Origin of the sequence: Streptomyces sp. NPDC005494 (genome assembly GCF_042872025.1) — a bacterium.
Classification (GTDB): Bacteria; Actinomycetota; Actinomycetes; order Streptomycetales; family Streptomycetaceae; genus Streptomyces.
Map to the genome: position 1 here is coordinate 432,761 of NZ_JBIAJR010000003.1, position 14,860 is coordinate 447,620.

Genomic DNA, 14,860 nt, shown 5'->3' on the forward strand with positions numbered 1-14,860 from the left:
GCCGCCCCGGCCGTGGCGTCAGGGGCGGACGCCGTTCCAGAACGAGATCAGGGAGGCGGCCGTCTCCAAGGGCCGGGCCGTGTTGGGGGAGTGCTCGGCACCCTCGATCACGGTCCGGCGGGCGCCCAGCCGCCGCGCCATCCCGTCGAGCAGCGGCAGCGGCCAGACGTCGTCACGCTCGCCCGAGATGACGTGCACCGGCAGGGACAGCGCGGCGAGCTCGGCCACCCGGTCGGGCTCGCACGACAGCTGCGCGCCGGTGGCGATCAGCTGCGCGGGGTCGTGGCGCAGCCAGCGGCGGCGCAGGTCCTCGCCGTCACCCGTGTCGGCGTCCTCCGGCGGGTCCATCGCGCGCATCATCTGCCAGACGTCGGCCATGCTCCACCGGCCGAGGGCGTCGCCGAGCAGCTGCGCCTTCTTCTGCTGTGCGGGGTCGATCTCCGCCGGCCCGGAGGACATCAGGGTCAGTGAGCGGAAGGGCGTGGCGTCCCGGAGCACCGCCGCGCGGGCGATCTGGCCGCCCAGGGAGTGGCCCAGCAGATGGATCCCGCCGGACACCGGCGCCCCGCCGTCGTCGGCCGCGGCGGCCTGCGCCAGTACGTCCAGCGCCAACTCCGCCTGCGCATAGGCCTCTTGGTGTCCTGCACCCTCGGTCTCGTACTGCCCCCTGCCGTCGACGGACAGCACCCGGAAGCCGGCCTCGGCGAGGGGTTCGAGCAGCGCGATGAAGTCCTCCTTGCTGCCGGTGTACCCGGGCAGCAGGAGGGCCGTGGAGTGCGCGCCGCCGGACGGCGCGGCGTCCAGCACGGCGAAGTCCCCGCGTGCGGTGCGCAGCACGCGGGAACGGGCACAGGAGGGCGGGGTGAAGGTGGGCGGCCGGCTCATGGGGCCGAGGGTATCGCCGGAGGCCGGACAGCGCCCGGGCGGAGCCCTGCCCCGACCCCCGCAACGGGGTACCGGCCCCGCCCTGGCCCCTGCAGCGGGGTACCGGCCCGCCTTGGTCCCCGCAGCGGGGTACCGGCCCCGCCCTGGCCCCTGCAGCGGAGTGCCGCCCCGCCCCGACCCCCGCAGCGGGGTACCGGCCTCGCCCCGGCCCCTGCAGCGGGGTATCGGCCTCGCCTCGACTCCCGCAGCGGAGTACCGCCCCGCCCCCGGTCCCCGCGTCGGGCTACCGGTCCGGGCAGACGTACGGCCCCGGCCCCCGCAGTGCGGGAACCGGGGCCGTACGGAAGCTGGACCGCGGCTGCGGATCAGCTCTCGGTCGTCTCCGCGGCGGCGGCCGTCGCGGCGCGGGACCGGCGGCGGCGCGGCTTGGCGGGGGCCGCCTCGGCGTCCACCACGGCCTCGGTCACCGGGGCGGCCTCAGCCTTCTCCGCGGCACGCGGACGGCGGCGGCGGGGCTTGGGCTCCGCGGTCTCGTCTGCGGACGTGGTCTCGACGGCCACCTCGGCCTTCGGCTTGGCGGTGGCACGGGTGGTGCGGCGGCGGGACTTGGTCTCGCTCACGGGCTCGGAGACCGGAGCGATCTGGAAGTCGACCTCGTCGGCCGGCTTCACGACCCGGGCACGGCGGCGCGGCCGGGTGGCCACGGGCTCCGCGGCGGGCGCGGAGACCGCCACGGTCTGGAAGTCCACCACGGGCTCGGCGGCCGGGGCCGCCACGACGGCGGGCTCCGCGACAGCCGAAGCGGCACGCGAACGGCGACGGCGCGGCTTCGACACGGCCTCGGCCTCGGCCACCGGTGCGGCCTCCACGGCCACGGCCACGGCCGGGGCCTCGGTCACGGCCACCGAGGCCTCCGCCACGGCCTCGGGGGCGGCGGCACGGGTACGGCGCCGGCGGCGCGGCGTACGCGTCTCCGGAGCGTCCTCGACGGGCGCGGCCTCGGTGGGCGCGGCCTCGGTGGACGGCGCCGGCACGGTGACGGCGCCCTCCTCCAGGCTGCTGCCACCGCGGGTGCGACGACGCTGACGCGGCGTGCGCGGCGGGCGCTCCTCGCGGGGCGCCGGGGCGGAGGCGGCTGACTTGCGGCCACGGCCGCCCGTCTCGCCGAGGTCCTCGATCTCCTCCGCGCGCAGACCCGCACGGGTCCGCTCGGCCCGGGGCAGGACACCCTTGGTGCCGGCCGGGATGCCGAGCTCCTCGTAGAGGTGGGGCGAGGTGGAGTACGTCTCCGGCGGGTCCGGGAACTTCAGGTCCAGAGCCTTGTTGATCAGCTGCCAGCGGGGGATGTCGTCCCAGTCGACCAGCGTGATCGCGATGCCCTTGGCGCCCGCGCGGCCGGTACGGCCGATGCGGTGGAGGTAGGTCTTCTCGTCCTCCGGCGACTGGTAGTTGATGACGTGGGTCACACCCTCGACATCGATGCCGCGCGCGGCGACGTCGGTGCAGACGAGGACGTCCACCTTGCCGTTGCGGAAGGCGCGCAGCGCCTGCTCACGGGCGCCCTGGCCGAGGTCACCGTGGACGGCGCCGGACGCGAAGCCGCGCTTCTCCAGCTGCTCCGCGATGTCGGCGGCGGTCCGCTTCGTACGGCAGAAGATCATCGCGAGCCCGCGGCCCTCGGCCTGCAGGATGCGCGAGACCATCTCGGGCTTGTCCATCGAGTGGGCGCGGTAGACGAACTGCGCCGTGTTCTTGACGGTCGTGCCCTCGTCGTCGGGCGAGGTGGCGTTGATGTGCGTGGGCTGCGACATGTAGCGGCGCGCGAGGCTGATGACGGCACCGGGCATGGTGGCCGAGAACAGCATCGTCTGGCGCTTCGGCGGCAGCATGGTGATGATGCGCTCGACGTCGGGCAGGAAGCCCAGGTCCAGCATCTCGTCGGCCTCGTCGAGGACGAGGACACGGATGTGCGAGAGGTCGAGCTTGCGCTGGCCCGCCAGGTCCAGCAGCCGTCCCGGGGTGCCGACGACCACGTCGACGCCCTTCTTGAGGGCCTCGACCTGGGGCTCGTAGGCCCGGCCGCCGTAGATCGCGAGAACGCGGACGTTACGGACCTTGCCGGCGGTCAGCAGGTCGTTGGTGACCTGCTGGCACAGCTCGCGGGTGGGGACGACGATCAGGGCCTGCGGCGCGTCCGTCAGCTTCTCGGGCGCGGCGCGGCCGGCCTCGACGTCGGCGGGGACGGTGACGCGCTCCAGGAGCGGCAGGCCGAACCCGAGCGTCTTGCCGGTGCCGGTCTTGGCCTGGCCGATGACGTCGGAGCCGGAGAGCGCGACGGGGAGCGTCATCTCCTGGATGGGGAAGGGGGACGTGATGCCGACCGCCTCGAGGGCTTCGGCCGTCTCGGTGAGAATTCCGAGGTCGCGGAACGTAGTCAGGGTGCTGCCTCTTCTGTGAGACGCGGCCCGAGGCGAACGCTGGGGGTCGTACCGTGCCGGGGTTGGTCATCCGGCCGTGGATGGGCCGGGTGGCGCGGGACCACTGCCGTCGCTCGAGCGCTCGTGCCGCTGAGGGGGCCCCTCATCTGCGGTCGTACGTGGTGTACGCCTCGCGTGGAGGGCTGTCGGGTCGGAGCCGATCGGGCCACCGACCGGGCATCCTCATTCAAGGTCGCGCTCCTGGCACAAGAAAATGCTCAGTAAGCGCAATACCACTGTACCCCGGATTCGCGCATGTGTGTTGGGCGAATTCATCGGAACGGTGTGATGTCTCCGGTCGGCCAGGCCCTTCCACCCCCCACGTGGCGGGCTATTCTGCGCTCCATGGAGACGCCTGACAACGCCACTGAAGCATCCGACGAAGCGCCCGCACCGACCGGAATCGCCGCCCAGGACTGGGCCACCGCCTCTGCCGACCCGCAGTACCGCGCCGCGGTCGTGGATCTGCTGGGCGCGCTCGCCTACGGGGAGCTCGCGGCCTTCGAGCGGCTCGCCGAGGATGCGAAACTCGCGCCGACACTCGGTGACAAGGCGGCCCTGGCGCGGATGGCGTCCGCCGAGTTCCACCATTTCGAGCAGCTGACCGACCGGCTCACCGCGATCGACGCGGAGCCGACCGGCGCCATGGAGCCCTTCGCCAAGGCGCTCGACGACTTCCACCGCCAGACGGCGCCTTCGGACTGGCTGGAGGGCCTGGTCAAGGCGTACGTCGGTGACTCGATCGCCAGCGACTTCTACCGGGAGATCGCCGCCCGGCTCGACTCCGACACCCGCTCCCTCGTGCTCTCCGTGCTCGACGACACGGGGCACGGGAACTTCGCCGTGGAGAAGGTGCGGGCCGCGATCGAGGCGGAGCCCCGGGTCGGCGGACGCCTCGCCCTGTGGGCGCGCAGGCTCATGGGCGAGGCGCTCTCGCAGGCACAGCGTGTGGTCGCGGACCGTGACGCCCTGTCAACGATGCTCGTGGGCGGTGTGGCGGACGGCTTCGACCTCGCCGAGGTCGGCAGGATGTTCTCCCGGATCACCGAGGCCCACACCAAGCGGATGGCCGCACTCGGCCTCGCCGCCTGACCGGGCCCGTCAGAACGCCGCCGACCGCACCGGCCGGCTGCCGCGCGGGCGGATCAGCAGGGACAGGGTGACCGCCCCCACCAGCACGGCACCGGCCGGGGTCGCCAGAAGATGTGCTCCGCCCAGCGCCGAGTGGGTCAGATACGCCCCGAACAGGGCGCCGAGCGCACCCGTGACGAACACCACACGGGGGGACGGGAGGCGGCCGGGCAGGGAGCGCAGCGCGACCCACGAGAGGACGAGTCCGAGCACGACGGAGCTGATGGGTTCCCAGAGCACTGAGGGGTCACCTCGCTTGATGGCGCGGCGGGCAGTCGGTCGTAGGCCGTACTACCCGGGGCTTGCGGAACGCAACCCTCCTCCGCCCCAGCCGGCCCCCACCGAGGGAACGTCCGGGGCGGATCCGGAGCAGGATCCCGGCAGAAGAGGTGGGGGGGGGGGGGGGGGGGGGGGCCGCCGCCCCGCCCCCCCGGGGGGGGGGGGGGGGGGGGTGTGGGAGGCACTGTTGGTCCGCCGCACACCCGCTCGGGCGGGGCGTCGGGGGGGGCGGGGGCGCGCCCCCCGGCCCCCCCCCCCCCCCCCCCGCCGGCGGGGCCCCCCCGCCCCCCCCCCCCCCCCCCCCCCCCACCTCTTCTGCTTCGCGTCGCGCGTGCTACAGCGCGCCGAACCCCACCCGCCGGGTGCTGGGCTCGCCGATCTCCACGTACGCGATCCGGTCGGCCGGCACCAGGACCTTACGGCCCTTGTCGTCCGTGAGGCTGAGCAGCTGCGCCTTGCCGTTGAGCGCTTCGCCGACCGCGCTCTCGACCTCTTCGGCGGAAAGTCCGCTCTCCAGAACGATCTCGCGGGGCGTGTGCTGCACCCCGATCTTGACCTCCACGGCTATGTCCCTCCGACGGTCCGTCTCTGCGCGGTGAACCGCGCCGTACGCAGCACACATTAGCCCGGTGAAGGGACCGGACAGGGGCCGACCGGCAACGCCCGCAGCGAACACCGCCCCGGCCGCGGCCGTGGCTCAGTGCTGATCGGCGCCGTGCAGCGGGAATCCCGCGATGCCTCGCCAGGCGAGGGAGGTGAGGAGCTGGACCGCGGTGTCCCGCGGAATTCCCGAACGGCTGGAGAGCCAGTAGCGCGCCACGACCTGGGAGACCCCGCCGAGGCCGACCGCCAGCAGCATCGATTCGTCCTTGGAGAGCCCCGTGTCACCTGCGATGACGTCGGAGATGGCCTCCGCGCACTGCAGCGAGACCCGGTCCACCCTCTCGCGGACGGCCGGCTCGTTGGTCAGGTCGGACTCGAAGACCAGCCGGAAGGCGCCGCCCTCGTCCTCCACGTACGCGAAGTAGGCGTCCATCGTCGCCTCCACGCGCAGCTTGTTGTCCGTCGTGGAGGCGAGCGCCGTGCGCACCGCCTGGAGCAGCGACTCGCAGTGCTGGTCCAGCAGGGCGAGGTAGAGCTCGAGCTTTCCGGGGAAGTGCTGGTACAGCACCGGCTTGCTGACGCCCGCCCGCTCGGCGATGTCGTCCATCGCCGCGGAGTGGTAACCCTGCGCCACGAAGACCTCCTGCGCGGCGCCCAGCAGCTGATTGCGTCGGGCACGGCGGGGCAGCCGGGTGCCCCGTGGGCGCGCCGCCTCTGTCTGCTCGATGGCTGTCACGCCGCCTCCCAAGAACTCGTGATCGAACACAGTCGTACCGTGCACGCTGCGCCGTGGATGCCATCGTACTTTTCGGTAACCCGGGTGCGCGCGGCGCGGACGCAGAATTTCACGGACCGGACGGCTGCGGTAGCCACAGATGTGCCGGTCGGCACCGCAAAGCGGTGCGATCTACCGGTAATCGTCCTCATCTTCTGTGACGACGCGGGCCTGTTCGGCGGCGTCGGCCTCGTTCGCCGCTCCCGGGTCGATGCGGGTGAGGGGCTCGTCGTCCTCGGGCCGCACGGGGGACCGCTGCTCGACGGCGTCCGCTTCGGGGGCCTCGGGGTCGCGCTCCTCCGGCTCGGTGTCCTCGAAGGTCTCGGGGTCGCTCGGGTCGACCGTCATGGTGGCTCCCTTCCTTCCCTTGCAGCCTAGGAGCAACCCTCCAGGGACGCTATGCGGCCTGTGACCGCGAACACATGAACCACCGCGTGATCATCTCGTAACATTGCCGCATGTCTTCGACCGAGCTGCCCGGTATCCCAGCCGTCGCCGCCGCGGTGGCCCCCACGGTCAGTGCCGTCAGGGTGGCGGAGGGGGAGAAGCTGCGCACCGTCACCCCGGTGGGCCTCACCCTGAACGTCCGCTCGCGCCCGGCAAGGACGGCGGAGGCCGCTCCCGCCCTCTTCGTGCACGGCCTGGGCGGCTCCTCCCAGAACTGGTCGGCCCTGATGCCCCTGCTGGCGGACACGCTCGACTGCGAGGCGGTGGACCTCCCCGGCTTCGGGGACTCCCCGCCGCCGGACGACGGCAACTACTCCGTCACCGGACACGCCCGGGCGGTGATCCGGCTCCTGGACGAGGAACAGCGGGGGCCCGTTCACCTTTTCGGTAACTCTTTGGGGGGCGCCGTTGCCACCAGGGTCGCTGCCGTGCGGCCCGATCTGGTGCGCACCCTGACGCTCATCTCCCCTGCTCTGCCCGAGATCAGGGTCCAGCGGCCCGCCGTGCCGACGGCGCTGCTCGCACTCCCGGGCGTCGCTTCCCTGTTCGTCAGGCTCACCCGTGACTGGACCGCCGAGCAGCGCACGCGCGGAGCCATGGCACTCTGTTACGGCGATCCGGCACGCATCTCCGACGAAGCCTTCCGCCATGCGGTGGCCGAGATGGAGCGCAGGCTGGGGCTGCCGTACTTCTGGGACGCCATGACACGCTCGGCCCGGGGCATCGTCGATGCCTACACGCTGGGCGGCCAGCACAACCTGTGGCGCCAGGCCGAGCGGGTGCTCGCACCGACCCTGCTCGTGTACGGCGGACGGGACCAGCTCGTCTCGTACCGGATGGCACGCAGGGCGTCCGCGGCCTTCCGCGACTCGCGTCTGCTGACACTGCCCGACGCCGGGCACGTGGCGATGATGGAGTATCCGGAGGCGGTCGCCCAGGCGTTCCGGGAACTGCTCGACGAACGCGGCAGGAGCTGATCCGGGGCGTGGGACGACACAGCCGAAAGGGCCCCGAGGTCACAGGGCGCGACACCGGGGCCGGCGCAGCCGCGCCGGCGACCGGGCGGGGTACCGGCCGACGGGGACGGAGCGCCGCCCCGCCACCCGCGGGCCCGTTCCACGACGCCCCCCAGGTGCGCGGCGGGCATCCCGAACAGCGTGAGCCCGGTGGCGGATGGGGGACCGGCCCGCTCCCCGCGTACGACCGCGGCCGTGACCCGGCGGAGCAGGGCGGCCAGGAGGCCTACCGGGCCCGGCAGGCCATGGCGCGGCAGCAGGCGGCGCAGCGGATGGCGGCGGAGCGGCGTACCGCAGGGCCGCAGACGGGCAGCGCTCCGCTGATACCCGGCCCCCGCAAGGAGTTTCTGGAGGCGTTCGACACGGCGCCTTCGCGTCCCGTCCCGCCCGCGTCGGCCGCGCGCGCGGCCGAGACGTTCGAGACCTCGGCTCCGCCCGGCGGGCCCGAGGGCCCGGAAGGCCCTGGCGAGGACCCCGGCGCCCCGGACGGCCGGGAGCCGAAGGGGAGCAAGGGGCGCACCTTCACCGGGATCGCCGCCGCCGCGGTGACCACGGTCCTCGCGGTCGTGGTGGCCGGGCAGGTGGCGCAGGACTCCGGGAGCACCCCCGATGCGCCGCGGACCACGGGTGTCGACCGGCAGGACTCGGGGGACTCCTCCCGTTCCGTGGACCGTGCCACCCCCGAGGTGAAGCCGCAGGAGGTCAAGCCCCTGTCGTACGCGCAGAAGATGGCCGCCCCCTATCCGCTGGCCGCGAGCCTGAAGGGGCCCGGGACGTTCGAGGCGGTGGCGGGGCACGCCGACGCGCCGGGCAAGGGGGAAGTGCACCGGTACCGGATCGACGTCGAGAAGGGCCTCGGTCTCGACGCCGGGCTGTTCGCCGAAGCCGTGCAGAAGACGCTGAACGACGACCGCAGCTGGGCACACAACGGTGCCATGACCTTCGAGCGGATCTCGTCCGGCAAGGCCGATTTCGTGATCACTCTCGCGAGCCCGGGTACCACCGCGGTCTGGTGCGCGAAGTCGGGTCTGGACACCACCGAGGACAACGTCTCCTGCGACTCCGCGGCCACCGACCGCGTGATGATCAACGCCTATCGCTGGGCGCAGGGGGCCGCCACCTTCGGTCCGGGCAAGCTCCTGATCTACCGGCAGATGCTCATCAACCACGAGGTCGGCCACCGGCTGGGCCACAACCACGTCAGCTGCCGCACGCCGGGAGCCCTGGCGCCCGTGATGCAGCAGCAGACCAAGACCCTGGAGCTGGACGGCGTCAAGTGCCGGCCCAACCCGTGGGTGTATCCGGGCAGTTGAGGGCCGGGACGGGCCCTCCGTCCCGGATCGTGAGACGCCCGTCTCATTCCGCGTTGACATCGCGGAAGAGGTCCTCCATATTTCTCCGCATGTCACGCACGTCCGCATCCACCGAGCGCGCCGCCATCGAGCTGGCGCTCTTCGGCGTGGCCGGGCACTGCGTAGCCGACATTCTCTGTCGCTGACGCCTGCTCGAGCGCGCGTCGGCACCGGAGGAGCCCTTCCCGGCTCCCCGGTCCATCCTGACTGCCGCGCCCGGGCGTTCTCCGTCCGCAGGCGCGGCATGTGTGTCTCCAGGTCTCCCGGCTCCTCGCCAGAGGTGAGACCTCGCTGCGCCCCGGACGGGCATCTCTCCCGTTTCCCCGTCGCAGCAGCACACCGAGAGGTCATCTTCCGATGAGTCAGCCGTCCGTCATATCGCGCCGCGTGGCAACCGCCGCCGCAGTAGGTCTCGCCCTGGTCGCCGGACTCGCGGCCTGCGCGGGGCCGCAGGACAACGGGGGGAGCGGCGGTGGCGACGGTGCCTCGGGCAAGCCCGCCAAGGGCGGCACCCTCACGGTCCTCAACAGCAACCCCCAGCAGGACTTCGACCCCGCCCGGCTCTACACCTCCGGCGGCGGCAACGTCCCGTCCCTCGTCTTCCGCACGCTCACCACACGCAACCGCGAGAACGGCGAGGCGGGCGCACAGGTCGTCCCGGACCTGGCCACCGACCTGGGCACGCCCAGCAAGAACGCCACCGTCTGGACGTACACCCTCAAGGACGGGCTGAAGTACGAGGACGGCACCGCGATCACCAGCGCGGACATCAAGTACGGCATCGAAAGGTCCTTCGCGGCCGAACTCTCGGGCGGCGCGCCCTACCTGCGGGACTGGCTGATCGGCGGAGCCGACTACCAGGGGCCGTACAAGGACAAGAAGGGCCTCGACTCCATCGAGGTCCCGGACGACAGGACCATCGTCTTCCACCTGAACAAGCCCGAGGGCGAGTTCCCGTACCTCGCGACGCAGACCCAGACGACCCCGGTGCCCCAGGCCAAGGACACCGGCACCAAGTACGAGGAACACCCCGTCTCCTCCGGGCCGTACAAGGTCGTCTCGAACGAGAACGACGGCGAGCGGCTCGTCCTGGAGCGCAACCCGCACTGGTCGGCCGCCACCGACGAGGAGCGCAAGGCGTACCCGGACAAGATCGACGTTCGCTCCGGGCTGGACTCCGCCGTCATCAACCAGCGGCTCTCCGCCTCGCAGGGCGCCGACGCCGCCGCCGTCACCACCGACACCAACCTCGGTCCCGCCGAGCTCGCCAAGGTCACCGGGGACAAGGAACTCGCCGCACGCGTGGGCACCGGCCACTTCGGCTACACGAACTACATCGCCTTCAATCCCAAGGTGAAGCCCTTCGACGACCCGAAGGTGCGCCAGGCCATCGCCTACGCCGTCGACCGCTCCTCCGTGATCAACGCGGCCGGCGGCTCCTCGCTCGCCGAGCCCGCCACCACGTACCTGCCGAACCAGAAGTCCTTCGGCTACACGCCCTACGACCACTTCCCCGCAGGGGAGACGGGCAACGCGGCGAAGGCGAAGGAACTGTTGAAGGAGGCCGGCCACCCCAAGGGCATCAAGGTCACCCTCACGCACTCCAACGACAAGGACTTCGAGACGAGCCCGGAGATCGCCACGGCGATCCAGGCCGCGCTCAAGAAGGCCGGAATCACCGTCGAGCTCCAGGGCCTGGAGGGCAACGACTACTCCGACACCATCCACAGCGCGTCCGAGGAGCCGGGCTTCTTCCTCGCGCACTGGGGCGCGGACTGGCCCTCGGGCGGCCCGTTCCTCGCACCGATCTTCGACGGCCGTCAGATCGTGAAGGACGGTGCCAACTTCAACACGGGCTTCCTGAACGACCCGTCGGTCAACAAGGAGATCGACGAGATCAACAAGCTCACCGACCTGGACGCCGCCGCCACGCGCTGGGGCGCCCTCGACAAGAAGATCGGCGAGCAGGCCCTGACGGTGCCGCTCTTCCACCCGGTCTACAAGAGGCTGTTCGGCCAGGACGTCAAGAACGTCGTCATCAGCGACTGGACCGGCGTGCTCGACATCTCCCAGGCCGCGGTCAAGTAACCATGTCGGAAGCACTTCTGGTCCAGGAGGCGGGAGCGGCCCCGGTCGCCGCTCCCGCCTCGGGGGCCCGGCAGTTCTGGCGGCGGCTGCGCGCACAGCGCGCGGCCACCGCCGCGGCGGCCGTGGTCCTCCTGCTCTTCCTGGCCGCGATCGCCGCGCCGCTGCTCGCCGCGCTCGCGGGCCAGGACCCCGACACCTACCACCCCGACCTGGTCGACTCGGCGGCCGGCGGGGTCCCCATCGGCTCCTTCGGCGGCATCGGCGCGGACCACTGGTTCGGCGTGGAGCCGCAGACCGGCCGCGACCTCTTCGCCCGCGTCGTGTACGGGGCCAGGGTCTCGCTCGGCGTGGCCGTCGTGGCCACCGTCCTCCAGGTCACCATCGGGGTGACCGTGGGACTGGCCGCCGCCCTCGGCAGCCGCAGGGTCGACCAGGTCCTCAGCCGGATCACGGACATCAACGTCGCCCTGCCGCTCATGGTCATCGCGCTGGGGCTGCTCGCGATCGTGCCGTCCTCCTTCCCCCGGCCCGTGCTGATCGCCCTCGTCATCGGTGGCATCAACTGGGCGGGCACGTCGAAGATCGTGCGCGCCCAGGCGCTCGCCCTGAAGTCCCTCGACTTCGTCTCGGCGGCCCGGCTCGCCGGACGCGGACGGTGGAGCATCGCCCGGCGCGAACTCCTGCCCTCGCTCGCCGCGCCCGTCATCACGTACGCCGCGCTGCTCTTCCCCGTCAACATCACCGTCGAGGCGGCCCTGTCCTTCCTCGGCGTCGGCATCAAACCGCCCACGCCCTCGTGGGGTCAGATGCTCACCGAGGCCGACACCTGGTACCAGTCGGCCCCGACCTATCTCCTGCTGCCCGCCGGGCTGCTGTTCGTCACCGTGCTCGCGCTGACCGTGCTCGGCGAGGGCATCCGGACGGCACTCGACCCGCGGGCCGCCTCCCGGCTGCGGATCGGCACCGGGCGCGGGCAGCGCGAGGAACGTGCGAAGGAGCCGACGACATGACCGGGTTCCTGCTGCGGCGGCTCGGAGGCGCCGTCTTCGTGCTGCTCTCCCTGACCGTCATCCTGTACGCGGTCTTCTACGTGGCACCGGGCGACGTCGCCCAGATCGCCTGCGGACCGCGCTGCTCCCCGGCGCAGGTCGCCCAGGTCACCGAACAGCTCCGGCTCGACGACCCCGTGTACACGCAGTACGGGCACTTCCTCCAGGGCGTCGTCGCGGGGCGGGACTTCTCCACCGGCACGGGCGTGGAGCACTGCTCCGCGCCCTGCCTCGGAGTCTCGTACCAGAGCGACCAGCAGGTCATGCGGCTGATCCTGGCCAAACTGCCGGCCACCGGCTCGCTCGTGATCGGCGCGTTCGCCGGGTGGATCCTGCTCGGCGTCGGTACCGGGGTGCTGTCGGCCTGGCGGCGGGGCCGGATCACCGAGCGGGTGCTGACCTGGCTGACGCTGGCCGGCACGGCCACGCCGGTCTTCGTCATCGGGCTGCTGCTCATCATCGTCTTCTGCTCCACGCTGCAGTGGCTGCCCTCACCCGCCTACGTGCCGTTCACCGAGAACCCCGAGCAGTGGGCCTGGGGGCTCCTGCTGCCATGGGTCTCCCTGGCTCTCATCGAGTCCGCCAAATACGCCCGTCTGACCAGGAGTTCCATGCTGGAGACACTGGCCGAGGACCATGTGCGCACCTTTCGCGCGTACGGGGTCGGCGAACGCGCGATCATCGGGCGGCACGCGCTGAGAGGCGCGCTCGCGCCCGTGATCGCGCTCAGCGCGCTCGACTTCGGCAGCATGTTCGGCGGTGCCGTACTGACCGAGTCCCTCTTCGGGATCCCGGGCATCGGGCGCGAACTGGTCCACGCGGTCAAGGTCGTCGACCTCCCCGTGGTCGTCGGCATGGTGCTGGTGGCCGGCTTCTTCGTGGTGCTCGCCAATGCCGTCGCGGACGTCCTGTACGCGCTGGCCGACCGACGGGTGGTCCTGTCATGACATCACCGCTGGTGCGGGTCGAGGACCTCACCATCGACTTCGGGAACGTCCGTGCCGTGGACGGACTCTCCTTCACGCTGGAGGCGGGAGCCGCCCTCGGTGTCGTAGGGGAATCCGGCTCCGGCAAGAGCGCGTCCGCCTCGGCGCTCCTCGGGCTGCACCGGGGCACGGGCGCCCGGGTCACCGGGACCGTCCACGTCGCCGGCACGGATGTGGGTGCCGCGGACGAGGCCGGACTGAGGGCCCTGCGGGGCGCCGAGGCCGCGATGATCTTCCAGGACCCGCTCTCCTCGCTCGATCCGTACTACACGGTCGGCGACCAGATCGCCGAGGTGTACCGGGTGCACAACCGTGTCTCCCGCAGGGCGGCACGGGCCCGCGCCGTCGAGGTCCTGGACCGGGTCGGCATCCCGGACGCGGCCCGCCGGGCCCGCTTCCGGCCGCACGAGTTCTCCGGCGGGATGCGGCAGCGGGTGCTCATCGCGATGGCCCTGGCCTGCGAACCCCGGCTGATCGTGGCGGACGAGCCGACCACGGCTCTCGACGTCACCGTGCAGGCCCAGATCCTGGACCTGCTGCACGAGCTGCGCCGCGAGACCGGCACGGGCCTGTTGCTGGTCACCCACGACGTGGGCGTCGCCGCCGAGAGCGTCGACGACATCCTGGTGATGCGGCACGGCCGGGCGGTGGAACGCGGGCCGGTCGCCGAGGTGCTGGGCGCCCCGCGGGAGCCGTACACCCGCGAGCTCCTGGCGTCGGTGCCCCGGGTGGACGCGAAGCGGGCGTCCCGGATTCCGGGGCCCCGGGCCGCCGGGGGCGAGGACGTGCCGCTGCTCGAAGCCGTCGGCCTGCGCCGTGAGTTCGGCCGGGGAGCCGGGCGCGTCACCGCCGTGGACGAGGTCTCGCTCACCCTCCACGCGGGCGAGACCCTCGGGATCGTGGGCGAGAGCGGCAGCGGCAAGACAACCCTCGGGCGCATGCTCGTGCGTCTGCTCGACCCGACGGCGGGCGGCCTCCGCTACCGGGGCAGGGACATCGCCTCGCTGCCGGAGAACGGCCTCAGACCCTTCCGGCGCGAGCTCCAGATGGTCTTCCAGGACCCGGTCGCCTCGCTCAACCCGCGCCGCTCGGCCGGGGAGTCCGTGGCCGACCCGATCCGGGCGGCGGGGGAGACGGACGAGGGGCGGATCCGGGCCCGCGTGGGCGAACTGCTGGAACGCGTCGGCCTCGACGCCGGACACCACGAACGCTATCCGCACGAGTTCAGCGGCGGTCAGCGGCAGCGGATCGGCATCGCGCGTGCGCTCGCCGCCGAGCCGAAACTGATCGTGTGCGACGAACCGGTCTCCGCGCTCGACGTCACGACCCAGGCCCAGGTGATCGCGCTCCTCGCCGAGCTCCAGCACGAGCTGGGCATCGGCCTCGTCTTCATCGCCCACGACCTGGCCGTCGTACGCCAGGTCAGCGACCGGGTGGCGGTGATGCGGCAGGGCCGGATCGTCGAACAGGGGCCGGTCGACGAGGTGTACGGATCGCCTCGGGACCCGTACACCCGGCAGCTCCTGGCGGCCGTGCCGGCACTCGACCCCGCGCTCGCCGCGGTGCGCCGCGCCACCCGCAGGGAACTGGCCGCAGCCTGACCGTGAGTAACTGAACGCCCCATTGTCGCAACAGAACGCGACCGGCGCGGGAAAGTTACGACGGTTCACCCCTTTCGGTGGTGCGACGGACAACCGTCCGTCGCACCACCCGCGAATCCGCTTACGGTCGTCCCGCTGCGAGTCGCCGATCAACGGCGGCCGCCCACAAGG

14 protein-coding genes are annotated in these 14,860 nt (G+C 72.3%); 8 read left to right on the forward strand and 6 right to left on the reverse strand.

Annotated features, from left to right (window positions below; translation table 11 throughout):
* Positions 1-18: 18 nt before the first annotated feature.
* On the reverse strand, positions 19-885 hold the full coding sequence (locus ACFYQ6_RS11925; protein WP_388762725.1) for an alpha/beta fold hydrolase: 867 nt from the start codon (positions 883-885) through the stop codon (positions 19-21).
* A gap of 365 nt (positions 886-1,250) precedes the next feature.
* Positions 1,251-3,233, reverse strand: a complete 1,983-nt coding sequence (locus ACFYQ6_RS11930; protein WP_388762727.1) for a DEAD/DEAH box helicase — start codon at positions 3,231-3,233, stop codon at positions 1,251-1,253.
* Positions 3,234-3,707: 474 nt separating this feature from the next.
* Here ACFYQ6_RS11930 and ACFYQ6_RS11935 point away from each other — a divergent pair, with 474 nt between their 5' ends.
* Positions 3,708-4,454, forward strand: a complete 747-nt coding sequence (locus ACFYQ6_RS11935; protein WP_361580152.1) for a ferritin-like fold-containing protein — start codon at positions 3,708-3,710, stop codon at positions 4,452-4,454.
* Between the two features lie 9 nt (positions 4,455-4,463).
* On the opposite strand, the gene ACFYQ6_RS11940 is transcribed toward ACFYQ6_RS11935, so the two are convergent.
* The 4 genes from ACFYQ6_RS11940 to ACFYQ6_RS11955 form a co-directional block, all read right to left on the reverse strand.
* Positions 4,464-4,733, reverse strand: coding sequence for a hypothetical protein (locus tag ACFYQ6_RS11940; RefSeq protein WP_361580154.1), 270 nt, complete (start codon positions 4,731-4,733; stop codon positions 4,464-4,466).
* Positions 4,734-5,106: 373 nt separating this feature from the next.
* Positions 5,107-5,334 (reverse strand): DUF3107 domain-containing protein, encoded by a 228-nt coding sequence (locus ACFYQ6_RS11945; protein ID WP_167526138.1) that lies wholly within the window; start codon positions 5,332-5,334, stop codon positions 5,107-5,109.
* A gap of 135 nt (positions 5,335-5,469) precedes the next feature.
* Positions 5,470-6,111 carry a TetR/AcrR family transcriptional regulator gene (locus ACFYQ6_RS11950; protein WP_361587055.1) on the reverse strand — a complete coding sequence of 214 codons (642 nt, stop codon included), beginning with the start codon at positions 6,109-6,111 and terminating at the stop codon, positions 5,470-5,472.
* A gap of 171 nt (positions 6,112-6,282) precedes the next feature.
* On the reverse strand, positions 6,283-6,498 hold the full coding sequence (locus ACFYQ6_RS11955; protein WP_361587052.1) for a hypothetical protein: 216 nt from the start codon (positions 6,496-6,498) through the stop codon (positions 6,283-6,285).
* Positions 6,499-6,608: 110 nt separating this feature from the next.
* Here ACFYQ6_RS11955 and ACFYQ6_RS11960 point away from each other — a divergent pair, with 110 nt between their 5' ends.
* From ACFYQ6_RS11960 to ACFYQ6_RS11990, 7 genes are all read left to right on the forward strand, one after another.
* The gene (locus ACFYQ6_RS11960) at positions 6,609-7,574 is read left to right on the forward strand and encodes an alpha/beta hydrolase (RefSeq protein WP_361587049.1); all 966 of its coding nucleotides are present in this window, start codon (positions 6,609-6,611) and stop codon (positions 7,572-7,574) included.
* Positions 7,575-7,582: 8 nt separating this feature from the next.
* Positions 7,583-8,926 carry a DUF3152 domain-containing protein gene (locus ACFYQ6_RS11965; RefSeq protein WP_388762730.1) on the forward strand — a complete coding sequence of 448 codons (1,344 nt, stop codon included), beginning with the start codon at positions 7,583-7,585 and terminating at the stop codon, positions 8,924-8,926.
* A gap of 89 nt (positions 8,927-9,015) precedes the next feature.
* Complete coding sequence (locus ACFYQ6_RS11970) at positions 9,016-9,111, forward strand: Ms4533A family Cys-rich leader peptide (protein ID WP_356738022.1); 96 nt, start codon at positions 9,016-9,018, stop codon at positions 9,109-9,111.
* Between the two features lie 211 nt (positions 9,112-9,322).
* Positions 9,323-11,053: an ABC transporter substrate-binding protein gene (locus ACFYQ6_RS11975; RefSeq protein ID WP_361587043.1), complete on the forward strand. Its 1,731-nt coding sequence runs from the start codon at positions 9,323-9,325 to the stop codon at positions 11,051-11,053.
* Between the two features lie 2 nt (positions 11,054-11,055).
* A complete protein-coding gene (locus tag ACFYQ6_RS11980) occupies positions 11,056-12,063 on the forward strand; it encodes an ABC transporter permease (RefSeq protein WP_388762733.1) in 1,008 nt (335 codons plus the stop codon).
* Positions 12,060-13,049, forward strand: a complete 990-nt coding sequence (locus ACFYQ6_RS11985) for an ABC transporter permease (RefSeq protein ID WP_388762735.1) — start codon at positions 12,060-12,062, stop codon at positions 13,047-13,049. Before ACFYQ6_RS11980 ends, ACFYQ6_RS11985 begins: the two co-directional genes overlap by 4 nt.
* Entirely contained in the window at positions 13,046-14,689 is a 1,644-nt protein-coding gene (locus ACFYQ6_RS11990) for a dipeptide ABC transporter ATP-binding protein (protein WP_388762737.1), read from the forward strand. The genes ACFYQ6_RS11985 and ACFYQ6_RS11990 overlap by 4 nt, the downstream gene beginning before the upstream one ends.
* Positions 14,690-14,860: the final 171 nt, after the last annotated feature.

Bases quoted from the DNA above. Each gene is read 5' to 3' on its own strand.
- ACFYQ6_RS11930 (WP_388762727.1), bottom strand. From the start codon at position 3,233: ATGACGCTCCCCGTCGCGCTCTCCGGCTCCGACGTCATCGGCCAGGCC.
- ACFYQ6_RS11975 (WP_361587043.1), top strand. From the start codon at position 9,323: ATGAGTCAGCCGTCCGTCATATCGCGCCGCGTGGCAACCGCCGCCGCA.
- ACFYQ6_RS11970 (WP_356738022.1), top strand. From the start codon at position 9,016: ATGTCACGCACGTCCGCATCCACCGAGCGCGCCGCCATCGAGCTGGCG.
- ACFYQ6_RS11935 (WP_361580152.1), top strand. From the start codon at position 3,708: ATGGAGACGCCTGACAACGCCACTGAAGCATCCGACGAAGCGCCCGCA.
- ACFYQ6_RS11955 (WP_361587052.1), bottom strand. From the start codon at position 6,498: ATGACGGTCGACCCGAGCGACCCCGAGACCTTCGAGGACACCGAGCCG.
- ACFYQ6_RS11960 (WP_361587049.1), top strand. From the start codon at position 6,609: ATGTCTTCGACCGAGCTGCCCGGTATCCCAGCCGTCGCCGCCGCGGTG.
- ACFYQ6_RS11990 (WP_388762737.1), top strand. From the start codon at position 13,046: ATGACATCACCGCTGGTGCGGGTCGAGGACCTCACCATCGACTTCGGG.
- ACFYQ6_RS11985 (WP_388762735.1), top strand. From the start codon at position 12,060: ATGACCGGGTTCCTGCTGCGGCGGCTCGGAGGCGCCGTCTTCGTGCTG.
- ACFYQ6_RS11980 (WP_388762733.1), top strand. From the start codon at position 11,056: ATGTCGGAAGCACTTCTGGTCCAGGAGGCGGGAGCGGCCCCGGTCGCC.
- ACFYQ6_RS11925 (WP_388762725.1), bottom strand. From the start codon at position 885: ATGAGCCGGCCGCCCACCTTCACCCCGCCCTCCTGTGCCCGTTCCCGC.